This window comes from Actinoplanes sp. CA-030573, from assembly GCF_050951115.1.
Classification (GTDB): Bacteria; Actinomycetota; Actinomycetes; order Mycobacteriales; family Micromonosporaceae; genus Actinoplanes.
In genome coordinates this window covers 3,966,195-3,985,940 of the sequence record NZ_CP192038.1, presented here as the reverse complement: position 1 = coordinate 3,985,940, position 19,746 = coordinate 3,966,195, and the positions used below count along the sequence as shown (strand labels likewise).

The 19,746-nt window shown below is 72.5% G+C and carries 18 protein-coding genes and 1 pseudogene; 12 read left to right on the top strand and 7 right to left on the bottom strand.

Annotation, left to right across the window (positions count from 1 at the left end):
• Nucleotides 1-20: 20 nt before the first annotated feature.
• Nucleotides 21-1,627 (bottom strand): annotated as a pseudogene (locus ACQP2F_RS18495) (methyl-accepting chemotaxis protein).
• A 252-nt stretch (nt 1,628-1,879) separates the two neighbouring features.
• Between ACQP2F_RS18495 and ACQP2F_RS18490 the strand changes: the two are divergent.
• The 5 genes from ACQP2F_RS18490 to ACQP2F_RS18470 all read left to right on the top strand — a co-directional run bounded on the left by ACQP2F_RS18490 (nt 1,880) and on the right by ACQP2F_RS18470 (nt 8,911).
• Nucleotides 1,880-2,791 carry an aldo/keto reductase gene (locus ACQP2F_RS18490; RefSeq protein ID WP_433305594.1) on the top strand — a complete coding sequence of 304 codons (912 nt, stop codon included), beginning with the start codon at nt 1,880-1,882 and terminating at the stop codon, nt 2,789-2,791.
• Nucleotides 2,792-2,885: 94 nt separating this feature from the next.
• The gene (locus tag ACQP2F_RS18485) at nt 2,886-4,019 is read left to right on the top strand and encodes an STAS domain-containing protein (protein ID WP_433305592.1); all 1,134 of its coding nucleotides are present in this window, start codon (nt 2,886-2,888) and stop codon (nt 4,017-4,019) included.
• Between the two features lie 207 nt (nt 4,020-4,226).
• Nucleotides 4,227-5,090, top strand: coding sequence for a helix-turn-helix domain-containing protein (locus tag ACQP2F_RS18480; protein WP_433305590.1), 864 nt, complete (start codon nt 4,227-4,229; stop codon nt 5,088-5,090).
• Nucleotides 5,091-5,194: 104 nt separating this feature from the next.
• Nucleotides 5,195-7,159: an iron-containing alcohol dehydrogenase gene (locus ACQP2F_RS18475; RefSeq protein ID WP_433305588.1), complete on the top strand. Its 1,965-nt coding sequence runs from the start codon at nt 5,195-5,197 to the stop codon at nt 7,157-7,159.
• A 3-nt stretch (nt 7,160-7,162) separates the two neighbouring features.
• Complete coding sequence (locus ACQP2F_RS18470) at nt 7,163-8,911, top strand: FAD-dependent oxidoreductase (RefSeq protein WP_433305586.1); 1,749 nt, start codon at nt 7,163-7,165, stop codon at nt 8,909-8,911.
• 108 nt (nt 8,912-9,019) lie between these two features.
• Here ACQP2F_RS18470 and ACQP2F_RS18465 read toward each other — a convergent pair whose 3' ends face one another.
• A complete protein-coding gene (locus tag ACQP2F_RS18465; RefSeq protein ID WP_433305584.1) occupies nt 9,020-10,096 on the bottom strand; it encodes a GlxA family transcriptional regulator in 1,077 nt (358 codons plus the stop codon).
• Nucleotides 10,097-10,165: 69 nt separating this feature from the next.
• Between ACQP2F_RS18465 and ACQP2F_RS18460 the strand changes: the two genes are divergently transcribed.
• The gene (locus tag ACQP2F_RS18460; RefSeq protein WP_433305582.1) at nt 10,166-11,218 is read left to right on the top strand and encodes an EamA family transporter; all 1,053 of its coding nucleotides are present in this window, start codon (nt 10,166-10,168) and stop codon (nt 11,216-11,218) included.
• Between the two features lie 9 nt (nt 11,219-11,227).
• On the top strand, nt 11,228-11,395 hold the full coding sequence (locus ACQP2F_RS18455; protein ID WP_433305580.1) for a hypothetical protein: 168 nt from the start codon (nt 11,228-11,230) through the stop codon (nt 11,393-11,395).
• A 9-nt stretch (nt 11,396-11,404) separates the two neighbouring features.
• Here ACQP2F_RS18455 and ACQP2F_RS18450 read toward each other — a convergent pair whose 3' ends face one another.
• Nucleotides 11,405-12,139, bottom strand: a complete 735-nt coding sequence (locus tag ACQP2F_RS18450) for a hypothetical protein (RefSeq protein ID WP_433305578.1) — start codon at nt 12,137-12,139, stop codon at nt 11,405-11,407.
• Nucleotides 12,140-12,208: 69 nt separating this feature from the next.
• On the opposite strand from ACQP2F_RS18450, the gene ACQP2F_RS18445 reads away from it, so the two are divergent.
• Nucleotides 12,209-13,141: a hypothetical protein gene (locus ACQP2F_RS18445; protein WP_433305576.1), complete on the top strand. Its 933-nt coding sequence runs from the start codon at nt 12,209-12,211 to the stop codon at nt 13,139-13,141.
• Nucleotides 13,142-13,156: 15 nt separating this feature from the next.
• On the opposite strand, the gene ACQP2F_RS18440 is transcribed toward ACQP2F_RS18445, so the two are convergent.
• The 3 genes from ACQP2F_RS18440 to ACQP2F_RS18430 are packed head-to-tail and all read right to left on the bottom strand — an operon-like array spanning nt 13,157 to nt 15,620.
• A complete protein-coding gene (locus tag ACQP2F_RS18440) occupies nt 13,157-13,786 on the bottom strand; it encodes a 3-oxoacid CoA-transferase subunit B (protein ID WP_433305574.1) in 630 nt (209 codons plus the stop codon).
• The gene (locus tag ACQP2F_RS18435) at nt 13,783-14,442 is read right to left on the bottom strand and encodes a 3-oxoacid CoA-transferase subunit A (protein WP_433305572.1); all 660 of its coding nucleotides are present in this window, start codon (nt 14,440-14,442) and stop codon (nt 13,783-13,785) included. The genes ACQP2F_RS18440 and ACQP2F_RS18435 overlap by 4 nt, the downstream gene beginning before the upstream one ends.
• Nucleotides 14,439-15,620, bottom strand: a complete 1,182-nt coding sequence (locus ACQP2F_RS18430; protein ID WP_433305570.1) for a thiolase family protein — start codon at nt 15,618-15,620, stop codon at nt 14,439-14,441. The genes ACQP2F_RS18435 and ACQP2F_RS18430 overlap by 4 nt, the downstream gene beginning before the upstream one ends.
• A 71-nt stretch (nt 15,621-15,691) precedes the next feature.
• On the opposite strand from ACQP2F_RS18430, the gene ACQP2F_RS18425 reads away from it, so the two are divergent.
• The gene (locus tag ACQP2F_RS18425; RefSeq protein ID WP_433305568.1) at nt 15,692-16,609 is read left to right on the top strand and encodes a LysR substrate-binding domain-containing protein; all 918 of its coding nucleotides are present in this window, start codon (nt 15,692-15,694) and stop codon (nt 16,607-16,609) included.
• Here the strand turns inward: ACQP2F_RS18425 and wrbA are convergent.
• Nucleotides 16,561-17,160: an NAD(P)H:quinone oxidoreductase gene (gene wrbA / locus ACQP2F_RS18420; RefSeq protein WP_433305566.1), complete on the bottom strand. Its 600-nt coding sequence runs from the start codon at nt 17,158-17,160 to the stop codon at nt 16,561-16,563. The two genes, ACQP2F_RS18425 and wrbA, sit on opposite strands and share 49 nt — an antisense overlap.
• Nucleotides 17,161-17,276: 116 nt before the next feature.
• Between wrbA and ACQP2F_RS18415 the strand changes: the two genes are divergently transcribed.
• From ACQP2F_RS18415 to ACQP2F_RS18405, 3 genes are read left to right on the top strand one after another with little or no spacing between them, the layout of a single operon-like run.
• Nucleotides 17,277-17,768: a DNA polymerase ligase N-terminal domain-containing protein gene (locus ACQP2F_RS18415; protein WP_433305564.1), complete on the top strand. Its 492-nt coding sequence runs from the start codon at nt 17,277-17,279 to the stop codon at nt 17,766-17,768.
• On the top strand, nt 17,765-18,724 hold the full coding sequence (locus tag ACQP2F_RS18410; RefSeq protein ID WP_433305562.1) for a DNA polymerase domain-containing protein: 960 nt from the start codon (nt 17,765-17,767) through the stop codon (nt 18,722-18,724). The genes ACQP2F_RS18415 and ACQP2F_RS18410 overlap by 4 nt, the downstream gene beginning before the upstream one ends.
• 9 nt (nt 18,725-18,733) lie before the next feature.
• Nucleotides 18,734-19,741 carry a Ku protein gene (locus ACQP2F_RS18405; protein ID WP_433305560.1) on the top strand — a complete coding sequence of 336 codons (1,008 nt, stop codon included), beginning with the start codon at nt 18,734-18,736 and terminating at the stop codon, nt 19,739-19,741.
• Nucleotides 19,742-19,746 lie beyond the last annotated feature (5 nt).

Below are 19,746 nucleotides of genomic sequence, written 5' to 3'. Positions count from 1 at the left end.
GGTCGCCGAGCCGCATGCGGCTAGTACCGGAATCTGCTGACCAGGGCGCTCAGGTCGGTGGACATCCGGGCGAGCTCGGCGCTGGCCTGCTGGGTCTGGCCGACGCCTTCGGCCGTGAGGCGGGCCGCCTCGGCGACGCCGGTGATGTTCGCCGAGATCTCGCCGGAGCCGTTCGCTGCTTCGGTCGCGGAGCGGTTCATCTCCGCCGTGGTCGCGGTCTGCTCCTCCACGGCCGAGGCGATGGTGGTCTGGAAGTCACTGATCTGGGCGATGACCTGCGAGATCTGTTCGATCGCGGTGACCGCACCACCGGTGTCACCCTGGATCGCCTCGACCCGCCGGGAGATGTCCTCGGTCGCCCGGGCGGTCTCCTGAGCGAGGTCCTTGACTTCCGACGCCACGACGGCGAAACCCTTGCCGAGCTCGCCGGCGCGAGCCGCCTCGATCGTGGCGTTCAGCGCGAGCAGGTTGGTCTGCTCGGCGATCGAGGTGATCACCTTGATGACATTGCCGATCTCGGCCGACGACTCGCCCAGCTTGTTCATGGTCAAGGAGGTCGACGCCGCGAGAGTCACCGCGTCGGAGGCCACCCGGGCGGCCTCGGCGGCGTTCTGGGAGATCTCGCGGATCGCGGCGCCCATCTCCTCGCTCCCGGCCGAGACGGTGGAGACGCTGCGGGAGATCTCCTCGGCCGCGGCCGACACGGCATGCGCCTGCGCCGTGGTCTGTTCCGCCGAAGCGGCGATCTGCTGAGCGGTGCCCGACATCTGCTCCGACGCGCCGGCCAGCGACGTCGCGGAGCCGTCGATGGTCGCCACGGTCTGGCGCAGCTGCTCCATCGCCTCGTCCAGGGAACGGCCCATCAGCCCGGCTCGTCACGCGAGGTCAGCCCGGTGGTGCGGGTCAGGTCGCCGGCGGCCAGGCCGTCACACACATCTTTGACCTTGCCCAGCGACCGCACGATCTGACGGGCCACCCAGGCACCCAGGACCAAGGCGAGCAGCGACCCGGCGACCAGCAAGACGATCGAGGTGGTGCGGCTGGACTTGTAGCCCGACGTAGCCGAGTCGGCGTTCTTCTGAGCGTCGGCGTTCTCCACCGCGGCGATCGTGGCGAGCGCTTGGTTCGCCTTGGCCATCAGCGGACTGATGAGCGTGTCGCGGGTGCTCTGCCAGCCTTCTATGTCGTTGGCTCTCCCGGCCGGTAGCTGCTTGGTCCTGGCGATCTGCTCGTACGCCTGCCAGGTCGACTGCAGGTCCGCGATCACCTTCGGGTCGGTGGCCGGGTGGCTCGCCAAGTAGGCGGCGAACGCATCCTGGACGGCCTTCAGGTCAGCGCCGAACATCCGCTCGTACTCGTCCATGGTCGCGTTGTCGATGGAGATCGCGTGGTTGGCCAGATCCAGCCGGGCCTTGGACATCGCCGCGTTGATGTCGCCGACGGCCTTGATGCTCGCCACGTTGCTGGACGAGATCAGCTGCGCGGCCGCGCTCGCGGAGCTCAGCGCGAGCAGGCCGACGATCCCCACGATGATCGCGACCAGCACCGCGATGCTGACCGCGGTGAGAATCTTGACGTTGACCTTGAGGTCGGCGAACAAACGCCGTGACGGCACGGATGTGGTCATCTCGGGTCTCTCTCATGACTCGTGTGTGCCGGGCGCCCCTCAATCGCAACCCGGCGGCAATCGCACGGTCAGCCCCCGCCTCCCGTGCCAATCCGATCGGCACCTTTTCCGAACGGATGAGCGCGGAGAACGAAATCCGGGGTGATGTGACCGGACCTCCCCGTTTGTTCCGAGCGGGCATACCGTTGCGTAAGGGAGCGCGCACGCCAGGCCTCGCGCCATATCGACGTCACCCTCCGTGAGGAGACCGCTATGCAGACCCGCATTCTCGGCGCCGGCCTCGAGGTGTCGGCGATCGGATTCGGCGCGATGGGCATGAGCCAGAGCTACGGGCCCGGCCCCGGCCGCGACGACAACATCGCGCTGATCCGCGCCGCCGTCGAGCTCGGCGTCACCTTCTTCGACACCGCCGAGGTCTATGGGCCTTTCTTCAATGAGGAGCTCGTCGGCGAGGCCCTTCAGCCCGTACGCGATCAGGCCGTCATCGCCACCAAGTTCGGCTTCGCGTTCGACGCCGACGGCAGGCAGACCGGCCTGTCGAGCCGCCCGTCGCACATCAAGCAGGTGGCGGACGCGTCGCTGAAGCGGCTGCGCACCGACCGGATCGACCTGTTCTACCAGCACCGCGTCAACCCCGACGTGCCGATCGAGGACGTCGCCGGCGCCGTCCGGGAGCTGATCGAGGCGGGCAAGGTGAAGCACTTCGGCATGTCCGAGGCCGCCGCCGCGACCGTGCGCCGCGCGCATGCCGTGCAGCCGGTCACGGCGGTGCAGAACGAGTACTCGCTGTGGTGGAAGCGGCCGGAGGCGGAGATCATCCCGATGTGCGAAGAGCTCGGCATCGGCTTGGTTCCGTACCAACCAGGCTCTCGTCGACCTGCTCGGGGAGATCGCCGGGCGGAAGAGGGCCACGCTCGCGCAGATCGCGCTGGCCTGGCTGCTCGCGCAGAAGCCGTGGATCGTGCCGATCCCCGGTACCCGCCGCCGGGAACGCCTGCGGGAGAACATCGGCGCCGCCGACGTGCACCTGACCGCCGAGGACCTCGCCGAGATCGGCGAGGTCACCGCGCAGGTCGAGATCCAGGGTGGCCGGTACTCCGAGCAGGCCGAGAGCATGACCAACCGATGACCGCCGGGGTGGCGGAGGCCGTTGCCGCCCCGTGACCAGATGAACTTTTCCGTGCAGCCCTCGACCAGCCTCGATGGCGCGCCATAGCCTTTACGACTCGGAAAGCTTCGGGTAACGGAAGGTAAACCGATGACGACCAGCCGGGTCGACGTCACCACCCAGTCGGATGGCACGCTGGTCATCCGGCCCCATGGGGAGGTCGACGTCGTGGGCACCGCCGAGCTGCGGCGCACGCTCGTCGAGGCCATCCGTCACACCCGCCCGCGGCGGCTGGTGGTCAACCTGGCCGACGTCGACGACCTCGACCCGATCAACCTGGGCGCCATGGCCGCCGCGTGCAGCCTGGGCGACGATCACCGGGTGGTGGTGTTCCTCGACCACTGCTCGACGTCGCTGGCCGAGCAGTTGACGGCGGCCGGGGTGGCCCGGCACCGGCTGCGGCACGTGCGCAGCGTTCCGGCCGCCGGCGCGGGCGAGGGCACGTCGGCGCTCGACGCCCGGGAGCTGGCCGAGGTGCTGCTCGCCGGGCTGCCGGAGCGGTGGCGGCACACCGTCGGCGTCGCGGCGCGGGCCGAGCGGCTGGCAGCCACGCTGCCGGGTGCGAGTCCGGCGGGCGCGGGCTCTGGCGCGGGCGCGGGCTCTGCCGCGGGCGCGGGCTCTGCCGCGGGCGCGGGCTCTGCCGCGGGCGCGGGCTCTGCCGCGGGCGCGGGCTCTGCCGCGGGCGCGGGCTCTGCCGCGGGCGCGGGCTCTGCCGCGGGCGCGGGCTCTGCCGCGGGCGCGGGCTCTGCCGCGGGCGCGGGCTCTGCCGCGGGCGCGGGCTCTGCCGCGGGCTCGCTGGGCTTCCGGGCGGACGCGGATGCGCTGGTGGCGGCGGCGTGGCTGCATGACATCGGCTATGCCGAGGCGCTGTACGACAGTGGGTTCCATCCGCTCGACGGAGGGTTGCACCTGCGGTCCCTCGGCTGGCCCGACCGCATCGCGGGGCTGGTCGCCCATCACTCGGAGGCGTGGTGCGTGGCCGAGGTACAGGGGCTGGCCGGGCGGCTCGAGGCATTTCCGCGGGAGCAGAGCGCCGTAACCGACGCGCTGACCTATGCCGATCAGACGGTCGGGCCGAACGGGCGGGTCATGGAGTTCGAGGAGCGGCTCGCCGACATGCTGCGGCGGCACGGGCCGGATTCGCCGAACGCCCGGGCGCACCCGACCCGGGAGCCCCTGCTGCGCGCGGCGGTGGAGCGGGTGGAGCGGCGACGAGCTGCGTGAGCCGCCGGCGGCCAGGAGGCAGCGCGGCCGACCTGGGCGTGGCCGGCCGGGAAGGGGCGCGGCCAGCTGAGAGCGGCGCGCGGGACGGGAAACGGCGCGGCCGGATGAGAAGCGGCGCGGCGGGACGGGAAGCGGCGCGGACGGACGCGGCGGGGCTTGACCGGGCGGCGGGTTGCGGGATAAGACGTGGCGATGGCGGAGCTCACGGTGGCGGACACCAATGGCATCCTCCGTCAGCCCTGGGTGCGGCCCGAGCGGACCAGTCGCGGGCTCGGCTGGGAGCGGCTCTATGTCTCCACGCAGAGTGAACGGGCCTATCACGCCTCGTTCGGGGGCGCCGCCAGTCATCTGGTGATCCTGCACCTCAACGGGCCGGTCACGGTGCGGCGAGGGCATCTGGGGCTGACCCGGTCGCGTACGGTGCCGCCGGGTGGCCTCTTTGTGCATCCGGCGGGGAAAGAGCTCACGGTCGAGCTGGGCGGTCCCCTCGACACGGTGCACGCCTACCTGACCGATGACGCGCTGCAGGAGTCGCAGGACGGGGCGCGGGTCGAGCTGGCCGAGGAGCTGGGGGCGCTCGATCCGCTGGTGGAGCAGCTGATGCTCACGCTGGACGGGGTGTTGCGTACCTGGGAACCGTCGGCCCGCACCTATGTCGACCTGCTCGGCCACGCGCTCGCCGCCCAGCTCGCCCGCCGGCACTGCGTCGGCGCCGCGGGTGAGCCGGCGCCGGTCGAGGCGCGGGCCGGGCTCACCGACCGGCAGCTGACCGCGGTGCGCGAGCTGGTCGAGGGCCGTTTGGCCGAGCCGCTGCCGCTGCGTGACCTGGCCGCCGCCGCGGGATTGAGCGTGAGCCAGTTCGCGCGGCAGTTCAAGGCGCGGACCGGGCAGTCGCCGCATCAGTTCCTCATCGGGCGGCGGGTGGACGAGGCGTGCCGGCTGTTGCGCGGCGGCCGGCTGCCGATCGCCGAGGTGGCCCAGCGCTGCGGCTTCTCCCACCAGGAGCATTTGAGCCGGGTGCTGCGGGCGCACCTGGGCACGACCCCGGCGGCGATCCGCCGGGCCCGGTGACGCGCCCGGCGGCGATCCGCCGGGCCCGGTGACGCGCTTTTCGTGCAGCCAGCTCAGCAGGATCGTGCAGGAAAGGCCGCCCTGGCCGCGGCGAGACTGACCGGGTGGAAGCGTTCGAGTACACGGCGCACCCGGCTCGAGTGGTCTTCGGGGCCGGCACGCTGAGCCGGCTGCGCGCGGAGGTCGAGCGGCTCGGCGCCCGCCGCGCGCTGGTGCTGACCACCTCGGGCATGGGCGGGACGGCCGATCGGGCGCTCGCGATTCTCGGCGACGCGGCGGCGGGACGGTTCGACCGGGTCGCCATGCACACGCCGGTGGAGGTGACCGAGGAGGCACTCGCGGTCGTCCGGGAGCGCGACGCCGACTGCCTCGTCTCGATCGGCGGTGGCTCGAGCACGGGGCTGGGCAAGGCCCTCGCCGCGCGCACCGGGCTGCCGCAGATCGCGGTGCCCACGACGTACGCGGGCTCGGAAGTCACCCCGGTGGTGGGTGAGACGGCCGCCGGGGAGAAAGTCACCCGCAGCGACCCCGCCCTGGTGCCGAAGGCCGTGCTCTACGACGTGGAGCTGACCCGGGGGCTGCCGGTCGGGCTGAGCGTGACCAGCGGGCTCAACGCGATGGCGCACGCGGTCGAGGCGCTGTACTCGCCGCAGCGGAACCCGGTCGTGGACGGCTTCGCCACCGAATCGATCACGCGGCTCGCCCGGGCCCTGCCGCGGATCGCCGACCGGCCGGATGACCTGGACGCGCGGGCCGACGCGCTGGTCGGCGCGTGGCTGGCCGGCATCTGCCTGGGCACGGTGGGGATGGGCCTGCATCACAAGCTGTGCCACGTGCTCGGCGGCTCCTACGGGCTGCCGCACTCCCCGACCCATGCCGTGGTGCTGCCGCATGTGATGGCCTACAACGCCGCGGCGGCCCCGGACGCGATGCGCCGGATCGCCGCGGCCGCCGGGGTGAGCGACGCGCCGGCCGGGATCCACGACCTCGCGGTCGCGCTCGGCGCGCCGGTCTCGCTGGCCGAGCTGGGCCTGGCCGAGCGCGACCTGGCCGGGGCGGCGACCCGGGCGACCGGGACGCCCTATCCGAATCCGCGCGCGGTGACGGCCGAGGGCGTGCTCGGCGTGCTGACCGCGGCGTGGCGCGGGGACCGGCCGGCCCCGACCGACCAGCCGGCCCCAACCGACCAGCCGGCCCCAACCGACCAGCCGGCCCCGACCGACCAGCCGGCCCCGACCGACCAGCCGGCCGCAACCGACCGGCCCGACCTCGGACGGCTGACCGCGCAGGTCGTGGCGAGCTTCGCCAAGGCACCCGATCCGCGGCTCGGCGCGCTGCTGGCCGACCTGGTGCGGCGGTTGCACGGGTTCGTGCGGGACAACGACCTCACCGAGGCGGAATGGCTCACCGCGATCGACTTCCTCACCCGTACCGGCCAGATCTCCGGACCGGCCCGGCAGGAGTTCGTGCTGCTCTCCGACACGCTCGGGATCTCCAGCGCGGTGGACCTGCTGACCAACTCGCGCTCGCCGGACTCCACTCCCTCGGCCGTGCTCGGGCCGTTCTACGTCGAGGGGCCACCCGCGCAGCCGCACGGCACCGACCTGGGCGCCGGGCTGCCGGGCGAGCCGCTGCGGGCCGACATCACGGTCACCGACCTCGACGGGCGGCCGGTGCCGGACGCGGTGGTCGACGTCTGGCAGTCCAACCGGGACGGCTTCTACGACGTGCAGCTGCCCGACCTGGAGGGGCCGGTGCTGCGGGCCCGGTTCCGCACCGGCGGCGACGGGCGGCTGTGGTTCCGCACCATCCGGCCGTCGGAGTATCCGATCCCGGATGACGGGCCGGTGGGACAGATGCTGCGCGCGACCGGCCGGCACCCGTACCGGGCCCCGCACCTGCACTTCATGATCATGGCGCCCGGGTTCCGGCGCCTGGTCACCCAGTTGTTCGTGGCCGGCGGCCCGTACCTGGACTCGGACGCCGTCTTCGGGGTCAAGGACGATCTGATCGTCGAGTTCGGGGACCGCGTCGCCTTCACGTTCCGAATCGCTCCCGAGGGGATCTGAGCAATGGACATGGTCGAGACCGACGTGCTCATCGTCGGGAGCGGACCGGCGGGCGGGGCGGCGGCGCTGCTGCTGAGCACGTACGGCGTTGCCACCATCGTGGTGACCAAGTACGGCCGCCTCTCCGACACGCCCCGCGCCCACATCACCAACCAGCGCACGATGGAGGTGCTGCGCGACGCCGGGATCGAGGACCAGGTCATCGCCCGGGCCACGCCGCAGCGGCTGATGGGCGACACCACCTTCTGCTCCAGCCTGGCCGGCGAGGAGCTGGGCCGGCTGCACACCTGGTACACGCACCCGTCCCGGCAGGCCGACCACGACCTGGCGTCGCCGTCGAGCATCTGCGACATGCCGCAGCACCTGATGGAGCCGGTGCTGGTGGAGAACGCCATCGCCCGCGGCACGTCGTTCCGCTACCAGACCGAGTACCTCGCGCTCGACCAGGACGCCGACGGGGTCACCGCGACCGTACGCGACCGGCTGCGCGGCGACGAGTACCGGATCCGCGCGAAGTACCTGATCGGCGCCGACGGCGGGCGCAGCAAGGTGGCCGAGGACATCGGGCTGCCGATGGTCGGCACGATGGGCGTGGCCGGCAGCATCAACATCGTCTTCGAGGCCGACCTCACCAGGTACACGGCGTACCGGCCGAGCGCGCTCTACTGGGTGCTGCAGACCGGGTCGGACGTCGGCGGCATCGGGATGGGCCTGGTCCGCTGCGTGCGGCCCTGGCACGAGTGGCTGATCGTGTGGGGCTACGACATCGACGGCGAACCGCCCGACCTCACCGACGAGTACGCCCGGCGGATCGCCCACCACCTCATCGGGGACGACTCGGTGCCGGTCACCATCAAGTCGTCGTCGGCGTGGACGGTCAACCACATGTACGCCGAGACGTACCAGAACGGTCGCGTGTTCTGCGCCGGCGACGCCGTCCACCGGCATCCGCCGTCCAACGGGCTCGGCTCGAACACGTCGATCCAGGACGCGTACAACCTGGCCTGGAAGCTGGCGATGGTGCTGCGGGGCGCGGCCGGTCCCGGGTTGCTGGAGACCTATTCGGCCGAGCGGGCGCCGATCGGCAAGCAGATCGTCGACCGGGCGAACCGCAGCATCGGCGAGACGACCCGCATCTTCGAGGCGCTGGGCCTGCTGTCGGCCGGCGACCCCGACCAGCTGCGCCGCAACATGGCGGCGCGCAAGCTGCCCACACCCGAGGCGGAGAAGCAGCGGCGGGCGTTGCGCGAGGCGATCGAGTTCAAGAACTACGAGTTCAACACCCACGGCGTCGAGCTCAATCAGCGGTACGCCTCCCGCGCCGTCCAGCCGGACGGCCGGGAGCCGGCCGTGAACCCCCGCGACGACGAGCTGTTCCACCACGCCACCACGACGCCGGGTGCCAAGGTGCCGCACGCGTGGGTCGTGCGCGATCGGGCTTCGGTGTCCACGCTGGATCTGGGCGGGCAGGGACGGTTCACGGTGCTGACCGGGGTGGGTGGTTCGCCGTGGGTGGAGGCCGCGGCGGTCGTCGGCGAGGAGCTCGGGGTGCCGCTCGTGGGGGTGACGATCGGGCCGGGCGCCGACTATGAGGACGTCTACGGGGATTGGGCGCGGCTGCGGGAGGTGGAGGACGCGGGGTGCGTGGTGACGCGGCCGGACAACTACGTCTGCTTCCGCAGTGACGGGCCGGCCGACGACCCGGTGGGCGTCCTGCGGGAGGCGCTGGCCGGCATCCTGGGCCGGCGGTGAGTTGGGCCGTTACCTTTCCCCACCCCGTTACCTTTCCCCACCCCGTTCACTGGGTGGGGTGAGATTACGGGCCACCTACGACACATTCCGTCCGTCGTCCACAGCGGCTCACGGGCGGTCCTGGAAGGCGGCCCGATACGCCTCCGGCGTGACGCCCCGCACCCGGCGGAAATGCCGGCGCAGAGTGTCGGGGCTGCCGAAACCGCAGCGGCGGGCGACGGCGGCGATCGGGGTTCGGGTGCGTTCGAGCAACTGCTCGGCCCGGCGCACACGCTGCTCGCGGACCCACGCGGCCGGGGCCGAGCCGGTCGCGGCGGCGAAGCGGCGGATGAATGTGCGCGTGGACATCGCGGCGCGCGTGGCCAGGGCTTCGACCGAGAGGTCCTGGTGCAGGTGGTCGGCGGCCCAGTCGAGGAGCTCGGCCAGGTCGGGGACGGCGCCGGGGGCCGGATCGGGCCGGGTGGTCACCGGGACGCGGGAGAACTGGGCCTGGCCGCCGCTGCGGTGGGCGGGGACGACCATCTCGCGGGCCACCCGGTTGGCGACGTCGGCGCCGAACTCGCGGCGCAGCAGGTGCAGGCACAGGTCGATGGCGGCCGACGAGCCGGCGCTGGTCGCGACCGGGCCGTCGACCACGTAGATGCGGTCGCGGTCCACGGTCACCCGGGGAAAACGGCGGGAGAGCTCTTCCGCGTACGCCCAATGGGTCGTTGCCGTTCGTCCGTCGAGCAGGCCACTTGCCGCCACCGGGAAAGCGCCGGTGCACAACGCCGCCACCGTGGCGCCTCGCTCGGCCGCCCGCCGCAGCGCTCCGGCCAGCGCTCCCTCGGAAGCGGGCGCGGGCGACGACGCTCCGGCCGAAGAAGGGCCCGACGGCGACGATCCGACCGGCGAAGCGCCGGACGGCGACACTCCGGCCGGCGAAGCGCCGGACGGCGACACTCCGGCCGGGGACGCGCCGGTCACGATGATCAGATCCGCGGAGTCCAGTGGGCTCAGGTCGTCGGTCGGGGTGACGGTGAAACCGGTCGAGGTGCGCAGCGGCTCGCGGCGCTCGGCGCACACGGAGAAGCGGTATCGGGGCAGGTCGGGATCGATGCCGGGCAGCCCGAAGATCTCGGCGGCGACGCCCAGCTCGAACGCGGGCACCGGCTCGGCGACGACCACGGCGACATCGGTGAGCATCTCCCCAGCATGGCACAAAGTGCGGCATGTATGGCAGATGTGCCAGCGCCGGCCGGGCAAGCAGAAGATATGACCTCTGCCGGACCACTGCTCATCGTGTACGTCGTCTGGGGCTCCACCTATCTGGCGCAGAAGGTGGGCCTGGACGGGATCCCGCCGCTGACGCTGAACGCCGTGCGCTTCCTCATCGCCGGGGTGATCCTCTACGCCTATTGCCTGGTCCGGCGATGGCCGGCGCCGGATCGGCGGCAGTGGCGGTCGGCCGCGATCCAGGGCCTGCTGCTGCCGGCCGCGGGAACGGGCGGCGCGGCCTGGGCCGAGCAGACGCTGCCGTCGGGCGTGACCGCGCTGTTCCTGGCGACGATCCCGCTCTGGATCGTGGTGGGCCGCCGGTTCAGCGACGGCGAGCGGATCGGCTGGCCGGTGGGCGCCGGCATCGCCGCCGGCATCTGCGGGGTAGCGGTGCTGACCCGGCCGACCGGAACCGCCGACGTGGTGGCGATCGCGGTGGCTCTGGCCGGCGCGATGTGCTGGGGCCTCGGCACGGTCTACGCGACCCACGCGCCGCGGCCGAAGCAGGCGCTGATGGCCAGCGCGGCCGAGATGCTCTGCGCCGGGGCGATCCTCACCGTCCTCGCGATCATCTCCGGCGAGCCCGGCCGCGTCGAGGTCGTGCCCCGGTCGGCGCTGGCGCTCGGCTACCTGGTCGTGTTCGGCAGCATCGTCGCCTACAGCGCGTACACGTGGTTGCTCGACCACGTCCCGGCCCGGATCGCCGGCACCTACGCGTTCGTGAACCCGGTGGTCGCGGTATTGCTGGGCTGGTGGCTGCTGGACGAGCCGCTCGACGAGCGGGTGCTGATCGCGACCGTCCTCATCGCGGTCGGGGTCGGGCTCATCGTGACCGCGCCGCAAAGCACACCGGCGCCGTCCGCGGGCCACCAGCACCGGATTCACCGCCGCGGCCGACCGGTGGTCGAGGAACGGCCGCACCCGAGCCCGGCAGAAGGGCCGGCGGAGGCGCCGGCGGAGGGGCCCGCGGAGGCGCCGGCGGAGGCGCCGGCACGAGGGCCGGCACGAGGGCCGGCGGAAGGGCTGGCACGAGATCCGGCCCGCCGCTAACGTCGGTCCATGCAGCCGGGAAGCATCGACTTCATCCGCATGGTCGAGGCCGACCGCGCCCGGGCCGCGGCCGCCGCCCAGGCCGCCGCCCAAGAGGAGGAGACCCGCCGGCGGGCCGAGGAGCAGGCGGCCGAGCGCGCACGCGTGGTGCGGGCGCTGTTGCTGCTGGACACGTAGGCGCCTTCGTCAGGTCAGCTCGTCCGGCGTCAGGCCGTGCTCGATCGCCAGCTCGGCCAGACCGCGAAGAATCTCCTTCTGGTGCATGGCGAGCACGTGGTCGGCCAGCGGACCTTGGAGGCTGCGGTCGCCGCCCCAGTCGCCGGCGAAGCCGACCGTCACCACGTAGGGACCGCCGGCATCGCCGTCGACGTGGTCGGTATGGACCCGGGCGAGCTCCCCGCTCCGGTCCAGCACGTAACCCTCCAGCCGGCGCGTTGTTCGCTGCGGCCACGTGTCCGGGTCTGTCCACTCACTGAATCGCTCGGCGATCATCCATCCCTGCGCCGCGACGCTCACCGAGTCGTTCCACTTCGGCTTGCCGAAACGGCGCTGGATCTGCTCCCGCGCGTGGACCTCGACCCGGACGTCGGGCGCCACGTCCCGGGCGGTGAGTGCCCGGGCCAGGCGCGCGGCGCTCGGGCGGACGGCGTCGACCGCCTCCCGGATCCGCTCCTGCAGCTCCCGCGCCCGCCGGGCCTCCGCCTGCGACTCGGCCGCCCGGTCGCGGGCCGCGGCCCGCATCGCCTCGGCGAGCGGATCGGAGGCGCCGGTGCCGGGCGCACCCGGCGGCTCCGGCTCGGACATGAGCCGGGCCGCGGCGGCCGACGCCGCGACCTGACGCCGGTGGCGGTCGCACAGCAGGGCGGGCGCGGGGCCGGGAAGCGACTTGGCCGAATCCGGCTCGCACAGCGGACAAGCCATTCGTCATCCCTCCTCGCTCGGCGGTGCGAGAACGTCGTGCTCCGCGCTGATCGCTGTCAAACTGGCACGATGCCGGAGACATCCTATGGGTTCCTCACGCTGCGGAGGACAGCCGTCGAGCTGATCACCTTCCCCGATCGGGAACCGTGGGTGGCGCCGTCGATCGTCGCATCCGGCCAGGGTGAACGGGTCGCCACCGAGCGCCTGAGCGAGTGGCTCGCGCAGCGGTTCGACGACGAGATCATGCCGCTGCTGCGTGACCGGGAACTGGTCACCGGCAAGGTCGCCGATCTGTCGGCCGAGGTCGCGCGCCTCGAGGCGGCGGCCGCGGCTTGGCAGGAGCAGACCCGGGTGGAGGAGCTGCCCGGTCAGTTCGAGGTGCGGATCTCGTTGCCCGGCGAGCCGCCCATCCGGTGCCGGCTGGGCCCGGCCGGGCCGTACGAGTGGACGGTGATATCCACGCGCGAGGACCAGACCGTCGTGCGCCTCCCGCCGGAGCTCACCACGATTCGCACGACGCGCGCCCTCCCGCCGGGGGTGGCCGCGCTGGTCGAGCGGGCCCACGACATCGTGCACCGGCTGAATCCCTACCGCGACCGCGCCGAGCGGGTGCGGGCCGAGCTGGAGTTCTTCCGGCCGTGGACCGACGGCCGAGGCACGGCGGCAAACCCGGAAGACGATGTGTTTGCGCTGTTGGACGCGTGGGCCGAGACGCAGGCGACGATGCGCCCGGTCGTCGAGCCGGCCGAAGGATGGGAGCTCCGGTTCAGCGGCGCCGCTCGGGCAAACGAGGCGAACGAGGCGAACGAGGCGGACAGGGCGGACGGCCGGCTGTTCCGGGCCGGCCCGGCCGGCGAATGGCCGGGCGACCAGGTGCTGGACGAGCTCAACCAACTCGCCCGGCAGGGCTGGCGCGTCGTCTCGGTGAGTGAGGACAAGCGCGTCGCGGGCGAGCGCAACGAACCAATCTGCACGCGCTACCTGCTCGAACGCGCGGCATGACCGGCGCGACAAGCCCTAATCGAGCAGCGGCACGTCGAGGCGGTCGCGCAGCTCGTCGACGGTGATGCCGAACGTCTCCCGCACCCGCACGCCGCCCTCCCCCACCACGAACGTCGCCAGGTCGGTGTAGACCCGATCGACACAACCCAACCCCGTCAGCGGGTACGTGCACTTCGGCACCAGCTTCGGGGACCCGTCCTTGGCGAAGAGTGTCATCATCACGTACACGCTCTTGGCCCCGATCGCCAGATCCATCGCGCCGCCCACCGCGGGGATCGCGTCCGGCTCGCCGGTGTGCCAGTTGGCCAGGTCGCCGGCCGCCGACACCTGGAACGCGCCGAGCACGCAGACGTCGAGGTGGCCGCCGCGCATCATGGCGAACGAGTCGGCGTGGTGGAAGTAGGCCGAGCCGGGCAGCTCGGTGACCGGCACCTTGCCCGCGTTGATCAGGTCCGGGTCGACGAGCGAACCGGTCGCGGCCGGGCCCATGTTGAGCATGCCGTTCTCGGTGTGCAGGACCACGCCCGAACCGGCCGGCAGGTGGTCGGCGACCAGCGTGGGCTGGCCGATCCCGAGGTTCACGTAGGAGCCGGCCGGGATGTCGCGGGCCACCAGCGCCGCCATCTCGTGCTTGTCGAGGCTCATACGGCCACCACCCGATCCACGTAGATGCTCGGCGTCACGACGGCTTCGGGGTCGAGCGCGCCCGTCTCCACGATCTCGCTGACCTGCGCCACGACCAGCTTGGCCGCGGTCGCCATCACCGGGCCGAAATTGCGGGCGGTCTTGCGGTAGACCAGGTTGCCCATCCGGTCCGAGCGGTACGCGCCGATCAGCGCCACGTCGCCCTTGATCGGGTACTCCAGGACGTACGTGCGGCCGTCGATCTCGCGGGTCTCCTTGCCCTCGGCCAGCGGCGTGCCGACCGCGGTCGGCGAGAAGAACGCCCCGATGCCGGCGCCGGCCGCGCGCATCCGCTCGGCCAGGTTGCCCTGCGGCACGACCTCCAGCTCGATCTTCCCGGCCCGGTAGAGGCCGTCGAACACCCAGGAGTCGGTCTGCCGCGGGAACGAGCAGATCACCTTGCGCACCCGGCCCTCGGCCAGCAGCGCGGCGAGCCCGGTGTCGCCGTTGCCGGCGTTGTTGGAGACCACCGTGAGCCCGGTCGCACCCTGCTCGATCAGTGCGTCGATCAGGTGCACCGGCATGCCGGCCAGGCCGAACCCGCCGATCAGCACCGTCGAGCCGTCCTCGATCCCGGCGACGGCCTCGGCCGCCGAGGCGACGATGGCAGCACTCACGAGACGTTCTCCAGCACGACCGCCAGCGCCTGGCCGACGCCGATGCAGATGGCGGCCACGCCCCAGCGGTCGCCGGACTCGCGCAGCCGGGCGGCGAGCGTGCCGAGGATCCGCCCGCCGGAGGCGCCGAGCGGGTGGCCGATCGCGATCGCGCCGCCCTTGGCGTTGACGATCGCCGGATCGATGTCCCAGGCGTCGACGCAGGCCAGCGACTGCACGGCGAACGCCTCGTTGAGCTCGACCGCGGACACGTCGGCCCAGGTGATGCCGGCCCGCGCCAGGGCCCGGTCGGCGGCCTCGACCGGCGCGTAGCCGAACATCGGCGGCTCGACCGCGGACACCCCGCGGCCGGCGATCCGGGCGATCGGCGCGCCGCCGATCCGGTCGGCGGCCGCGGCCGAGCCGAGGACGAGCGCCGACGCGCCGTCGTTGAGCGGGGACGCGTTGCCGGCGGTGATCGTGCCGTCGGGGCGGAACGACGGTTTCAGCCGCTCGAGCGCGGCGGCCGACGAACCGGGGCGGATGCCCTCGTCGCGGGCGAGCGCCACGCCGGGGACCGGCACCACGAGCGGGTCGTAGAAGCCGGACGACCAGGCGGCGTCGGCCCGGTTGTGCGAGGTGGCGGCGAACTCGTCCTGGCGTACGCGGGAAATGCCGAACTTCTCCCCCAGCAGCTCGTTGGCCTCGCCCAGCGAGACCGTCCACTCCGGGGGCATGTTCTCGTTGACCAGCCGCCAGCCCAGCGTGGTCGACACCGCGGTCACGTTGCCGGCCGGGAACGCCCGCGACGGCTTCGGCAGCACCCACGGCGCCCGGGTCATCGACTCGACCCCACCCGCCACCACCACGTCGGCGTCGCCGGACTCGATCGCGCGCGAGCCGATGATCGCCGCGTCCAGCGACGAGCCGCAGAGCCGGTTGACCGTGGTGGCCGGCACCGACACCGGCAGCCCGGCCAGCAGCACCGCCATCCGGCCGACGTTGCGGTTGTCCTCGCCGGCCTGGTTGGCGCAGCCCCACACGACGTCCTCGATCGCGGCCGGGTCGAGCGCGGGCACCTTCGCCAGCACGCCCTTCAGCGCGATCGCGGCGAGATCGTCGGGGCGCACGTCGGCCAGGGCGCCGCCGAAGCGGCCGAACGGCGTGCGCGCGGCGGCGTAGAGATAGGCGGAAGTCACGCCTCTTAACCTACGACGAGCCGACCGATTGACTCCAATACTGAATCCAACCCGATTGATAACGTACGCGTATGGAACTGCGCCACCTGCGCTCGTTCGCGGCGCTGGCCGAGGAACGGCACTTCGGCCGCGCCGCCGAGCGCCTGCACATCGCCCAGCCGGCCCTCTCCCAGCAGGTCAAGCAGCTCGAGCGGGAGCTCGGCGTGGAGCTGGTCAGCCGTACCACCCGGCGGGTCGAGCTCACCGGGGCCGGCCATCGCTTCGCCGAGCACGCCCGCGCGGTGCTGGGCTCGGTCGACCGGGCCGCGACCGACATGGCGCTGGTCGCCGAGGGCCGGGCCGGGCGGGTGTCGGCCGGCTTCATCGGCACCGCCAGCTACGACCTGCTGCCGCGGGCCGCGCGCGAGGTTCGCGACGCGCTGCCCGGGGTCCGGCTCGACCTGCACAGCGAGCTGCTCAGCCCGGCCCTGCTCGACGGGTTGCTGGACGAGACGTACGACCTGGTGGTCCTGCGCCCGGACGGCGCCGCCCGCCCCGGCGTCGACCTGCGCGTGCTGCGGACCGAGCGGCTGGTGGCGGTGCTGCCGGACCGGCATCCGCTGGCCGCGCGCACCCGCATCGATCTCGCCGAGCTGTCCGGCGAGCCGTTCGTCATGCACTTCTCCGGCCACCGCTCGTCGATGCACGAGCACGTGCTGGCCGCCTGCGCCGCGGCCGGGTTCCGCCCACCCGAGATCATGGAGGTGGGCGAGACGGTCACCCTGGTCGTCTTCGTGGCGGCCGGGCTAGGGGTGGCGCTGGTGCCGGAGCCGGTCCGCAGCCTGGCGCTGCGCGGCGTCGCCTACGTCGAGCTCGCCGAGCCGGCCACGGTCGATCTCGCGCTGGCGACCCGGGCCGGCGAGGTCTCCCCCGCCGTTCACCGGGTCGCCGAGATCATCGCTCAGGAGGCCAGCTTGCCGGCGATTCGCACGGCCCGCTCGGCGAGGTGATCCAGGGCGGCGAGCTGGGCTTCACCGAGCGGTGCGTCGTTGCTTCCGCCGGTGACATGCGAGACGCCGTACGGGTTGCCGTCCGCGAACTTGAGCGGATCGGTGTAACCGGGCGCCGCCACCAGGCCGCCGAAGTGGTAGATCGTGTTGTAGAGGGCCAGCAGCGTCGACTCCTGGCCACCGTGGGCGGTCATGGTCGAGGTGAAGCCGGCGTAGACCTTGTCCGCCAGCAGGCCCTGCGACCACTGCGGGCCGAGCGTGTCGAGGAACTGCTTGAGCTGGCTGGCCACGTTGCCGTAGCGGGTCGGCGTGCCCAGCAGCACGGCGTCGGCCCACACGATGTCGTCCGGGGTCGCCCTCGGCTCGTCCTTGGTCGCGTCGAAGTGCTGGCTCCACGCCGCGTTCGAGGCGATCGCCTCCGGGGGCGCAAGCTCGGCGACCTGGCGCACCCGCACCTCGGCGCCGGCCTTCTCGCCGGCCTGCGCGGCGCGCTTGGCCATGGCGTGGACCGTTCCGGTCGAGGAGTAGTAGATGACCGCGAGCTTGGTCATGAGTTCGGTCCCTTCGGTTTTTTGCTGCGTCAATCAACTCGCGTACCCACCGTGATCGGGATCAAACGGCCGCGCGCCCGGGTGCTTGCGGCGCCGGGAACGGGTATACGAACGGCATGGACGACCGTCGGTTCGTGGTGCAGCGGCACCGGGCACGGCGCCTGCACTACGACTTCCGGCTCGAGGTCGACGGGGTGCTGGCGAGCTGGGCGGTGCCGAAGGGGCCGACGCTCGATCCCTCGGTGCGCCGGGCGGCCTTCCACGTCGAGGACCACGCGCTCGACTACGGGTCGTTCGAGGGCGTGCTTCCGGCCGGACAGTACGGCGCCGGCGACGTGATCGTCTGGGACAACGGGACCTGGGTGCCGGCGAACGGCGATCCGCCGGGCAAGTCGCTCTTCCTCGGGGAACTGCACTTCGACCTGTACGGGGTGAAGCTCCGCGGCCGGTTCGTGCTGGTGCGCACCCGGGTCGACGCCGCCGGAAAGGAGGAGTGGCTGCTGCTGCACAAGCGCGACGAGCACGCGGTGCCGGGCTGGGACCCGGAGGAGCACCCGCTCTCGGTGCTGTCCGGCCGCACCAACGACGACGTGCGGGCCGGCCGGTGAGCGACCTGGTGTCCGACGAGCTCCTCGCGCCGCTCGACGCGCTCGGCCCCGGCGGCGGCTCGTGGGACGTCTTCGGCCGGCGCCTGCGCGTCACCAACCTCGACAAGGTGCTCTTCCCCGGCCGCGACGGCGAGCCGCCGATCACCAAGCGTGAGCTGCTGGCCTACACCGCCCGCGTCGCGCCCACGGTCGTGCCCTATCTGACCGGGCGGGCGCTGAACCTGCACCGCTACCCGGACGGCGCCGGGGCCAAGGGCTTCTGGCACAAGGAGCTGCCCGCGCACGCGCCGGACTGGCTGGCCCGCTGGGACAACCCCGAGGCCGGCCCCGGCGAGACCCGCACCTACCTGGTCGTGGACGAACCGGCCGCGCTGGTCTGGGCGGCCAACTTCGGCGGGCTGGAATGGCATCCGTGGACGTCGCCGACCGCCGCCCCGCACGAGCCGAGCTACGCGCTGATCGACCTCGACCCCGGCGTCTCGACCCGGTGGGACGACGTGCTGACGCTGGCCCGGCTGCACCGCACCGCGTTCGAGCACCTCGGCGTCGCGGCCCGGGCCAAGGTGACCGGCCGGCGCGGCATCCAGATCTGGGTGCCGATCGAGACCGGGCCCGGCTTCGACGAGACCCGGGCCTGGGTCGAGGCCCTCTCCCGCACGGTCGGCGCGGTGCTGCCCGACCTGGTCAGCTGGAAGTGGCAGCGCAGCGACCGCGGCGGCCGGGCGCGCCTCGACTACACCCAGAACGCCATCAACAAGACGCTCGTCGCGCCGTACAGCCCGCGGCCGTCGGCCGGCGCGCCGGTGTCGGCTCCGATCGAGTGGGACGAGCTCGACGACCCCACGCTGCGGCCGGACGGGTTCACCATCCGCACGATCCTGCCGCGCCTGGCCGAGCGCGGCGACCTGTTCCACGACGTTCTCGACCACCCGCAGAAGCTGCCACCGCTCACCTAGGAGGTTCCCATGGCACGGCCGATCTGGACCGGGTCGATCACGTTCGGGCTGGTGTCGGTGCCGGTCGCGATGTACTCGGCGACGCACGAGCACGAGGTGTCGTTCCACCAGTTCGAGAAGGACACGGCCGACCGCATCCGGTACAAGCGCGTCAACGAGCGCACCGGCAAGGAGGTCGACTTCGACGACATCGTCAAGGGCGCCGACGTCGGCGGCGGCGACTACGTGATGCTGGACGCCGAGGAGCTCGACTCGGTGGCGCCCGGGCGGTCACGCAGCCTGGAGATCGACCGGTTCGTCGACCTCGACGAGATCGACCCGATCTACTATCAGAAGACGTACTACCTCGGCCCCGGCGCCGAGGAGACCCGCAAGGTCTACGGCCTGCTGCGCGACGCGATGGCCGACGCCGGCAAGGCCGCGATCGGCACGCTGGTGATGCGCAACAAGGAGTACCTGACCGCGATCCGCCCCGAGGGCCCGCTGCTGATGCTGCAGACGATGTTCTTCGCCGACGAGGTGCGTGACCCGAAGGACGAGATCGAGGGCCTGCCCCGCACGGGCGCGGCCAAGAAGAGCGAGCTGGCGATGGCCCAGCAGCTGATCGACTCGATGGCCGGCCCGTGGCGGCCCACGGACTTCCGCGACACCTACACCGACCGGGTCAACGAGCTCATCGAGCAGAAGAAGGCCGGCAAGGAGATCACGGCGGCCGAGCCGGCGCCGGAGCCGACGAACGTCACCGACCTGCTGTCGGTGCTGCGGCAGAGCGTCGAGAACGCCCAGAAGCGCCGCGGCGGCTCCGCGGCGAAGGCCCCGGCCAAGAAGGCGACCGCGGCCGTCAAGAAGACGACCGCCAAGAAGGCCACCGCGAAGAAGGCCACCGCGAAGAAAACGACCACCGCGAAGAAGGCCACCGCGAAGAAGGCCACCGGGGCGAAGAAGACCACCGGGGCGAAGAAGACCGCGGCGAAGAAGAGCACTGCCGGCCGGAGCACTGCCAAGAAGGCCTCTTGAGCGGC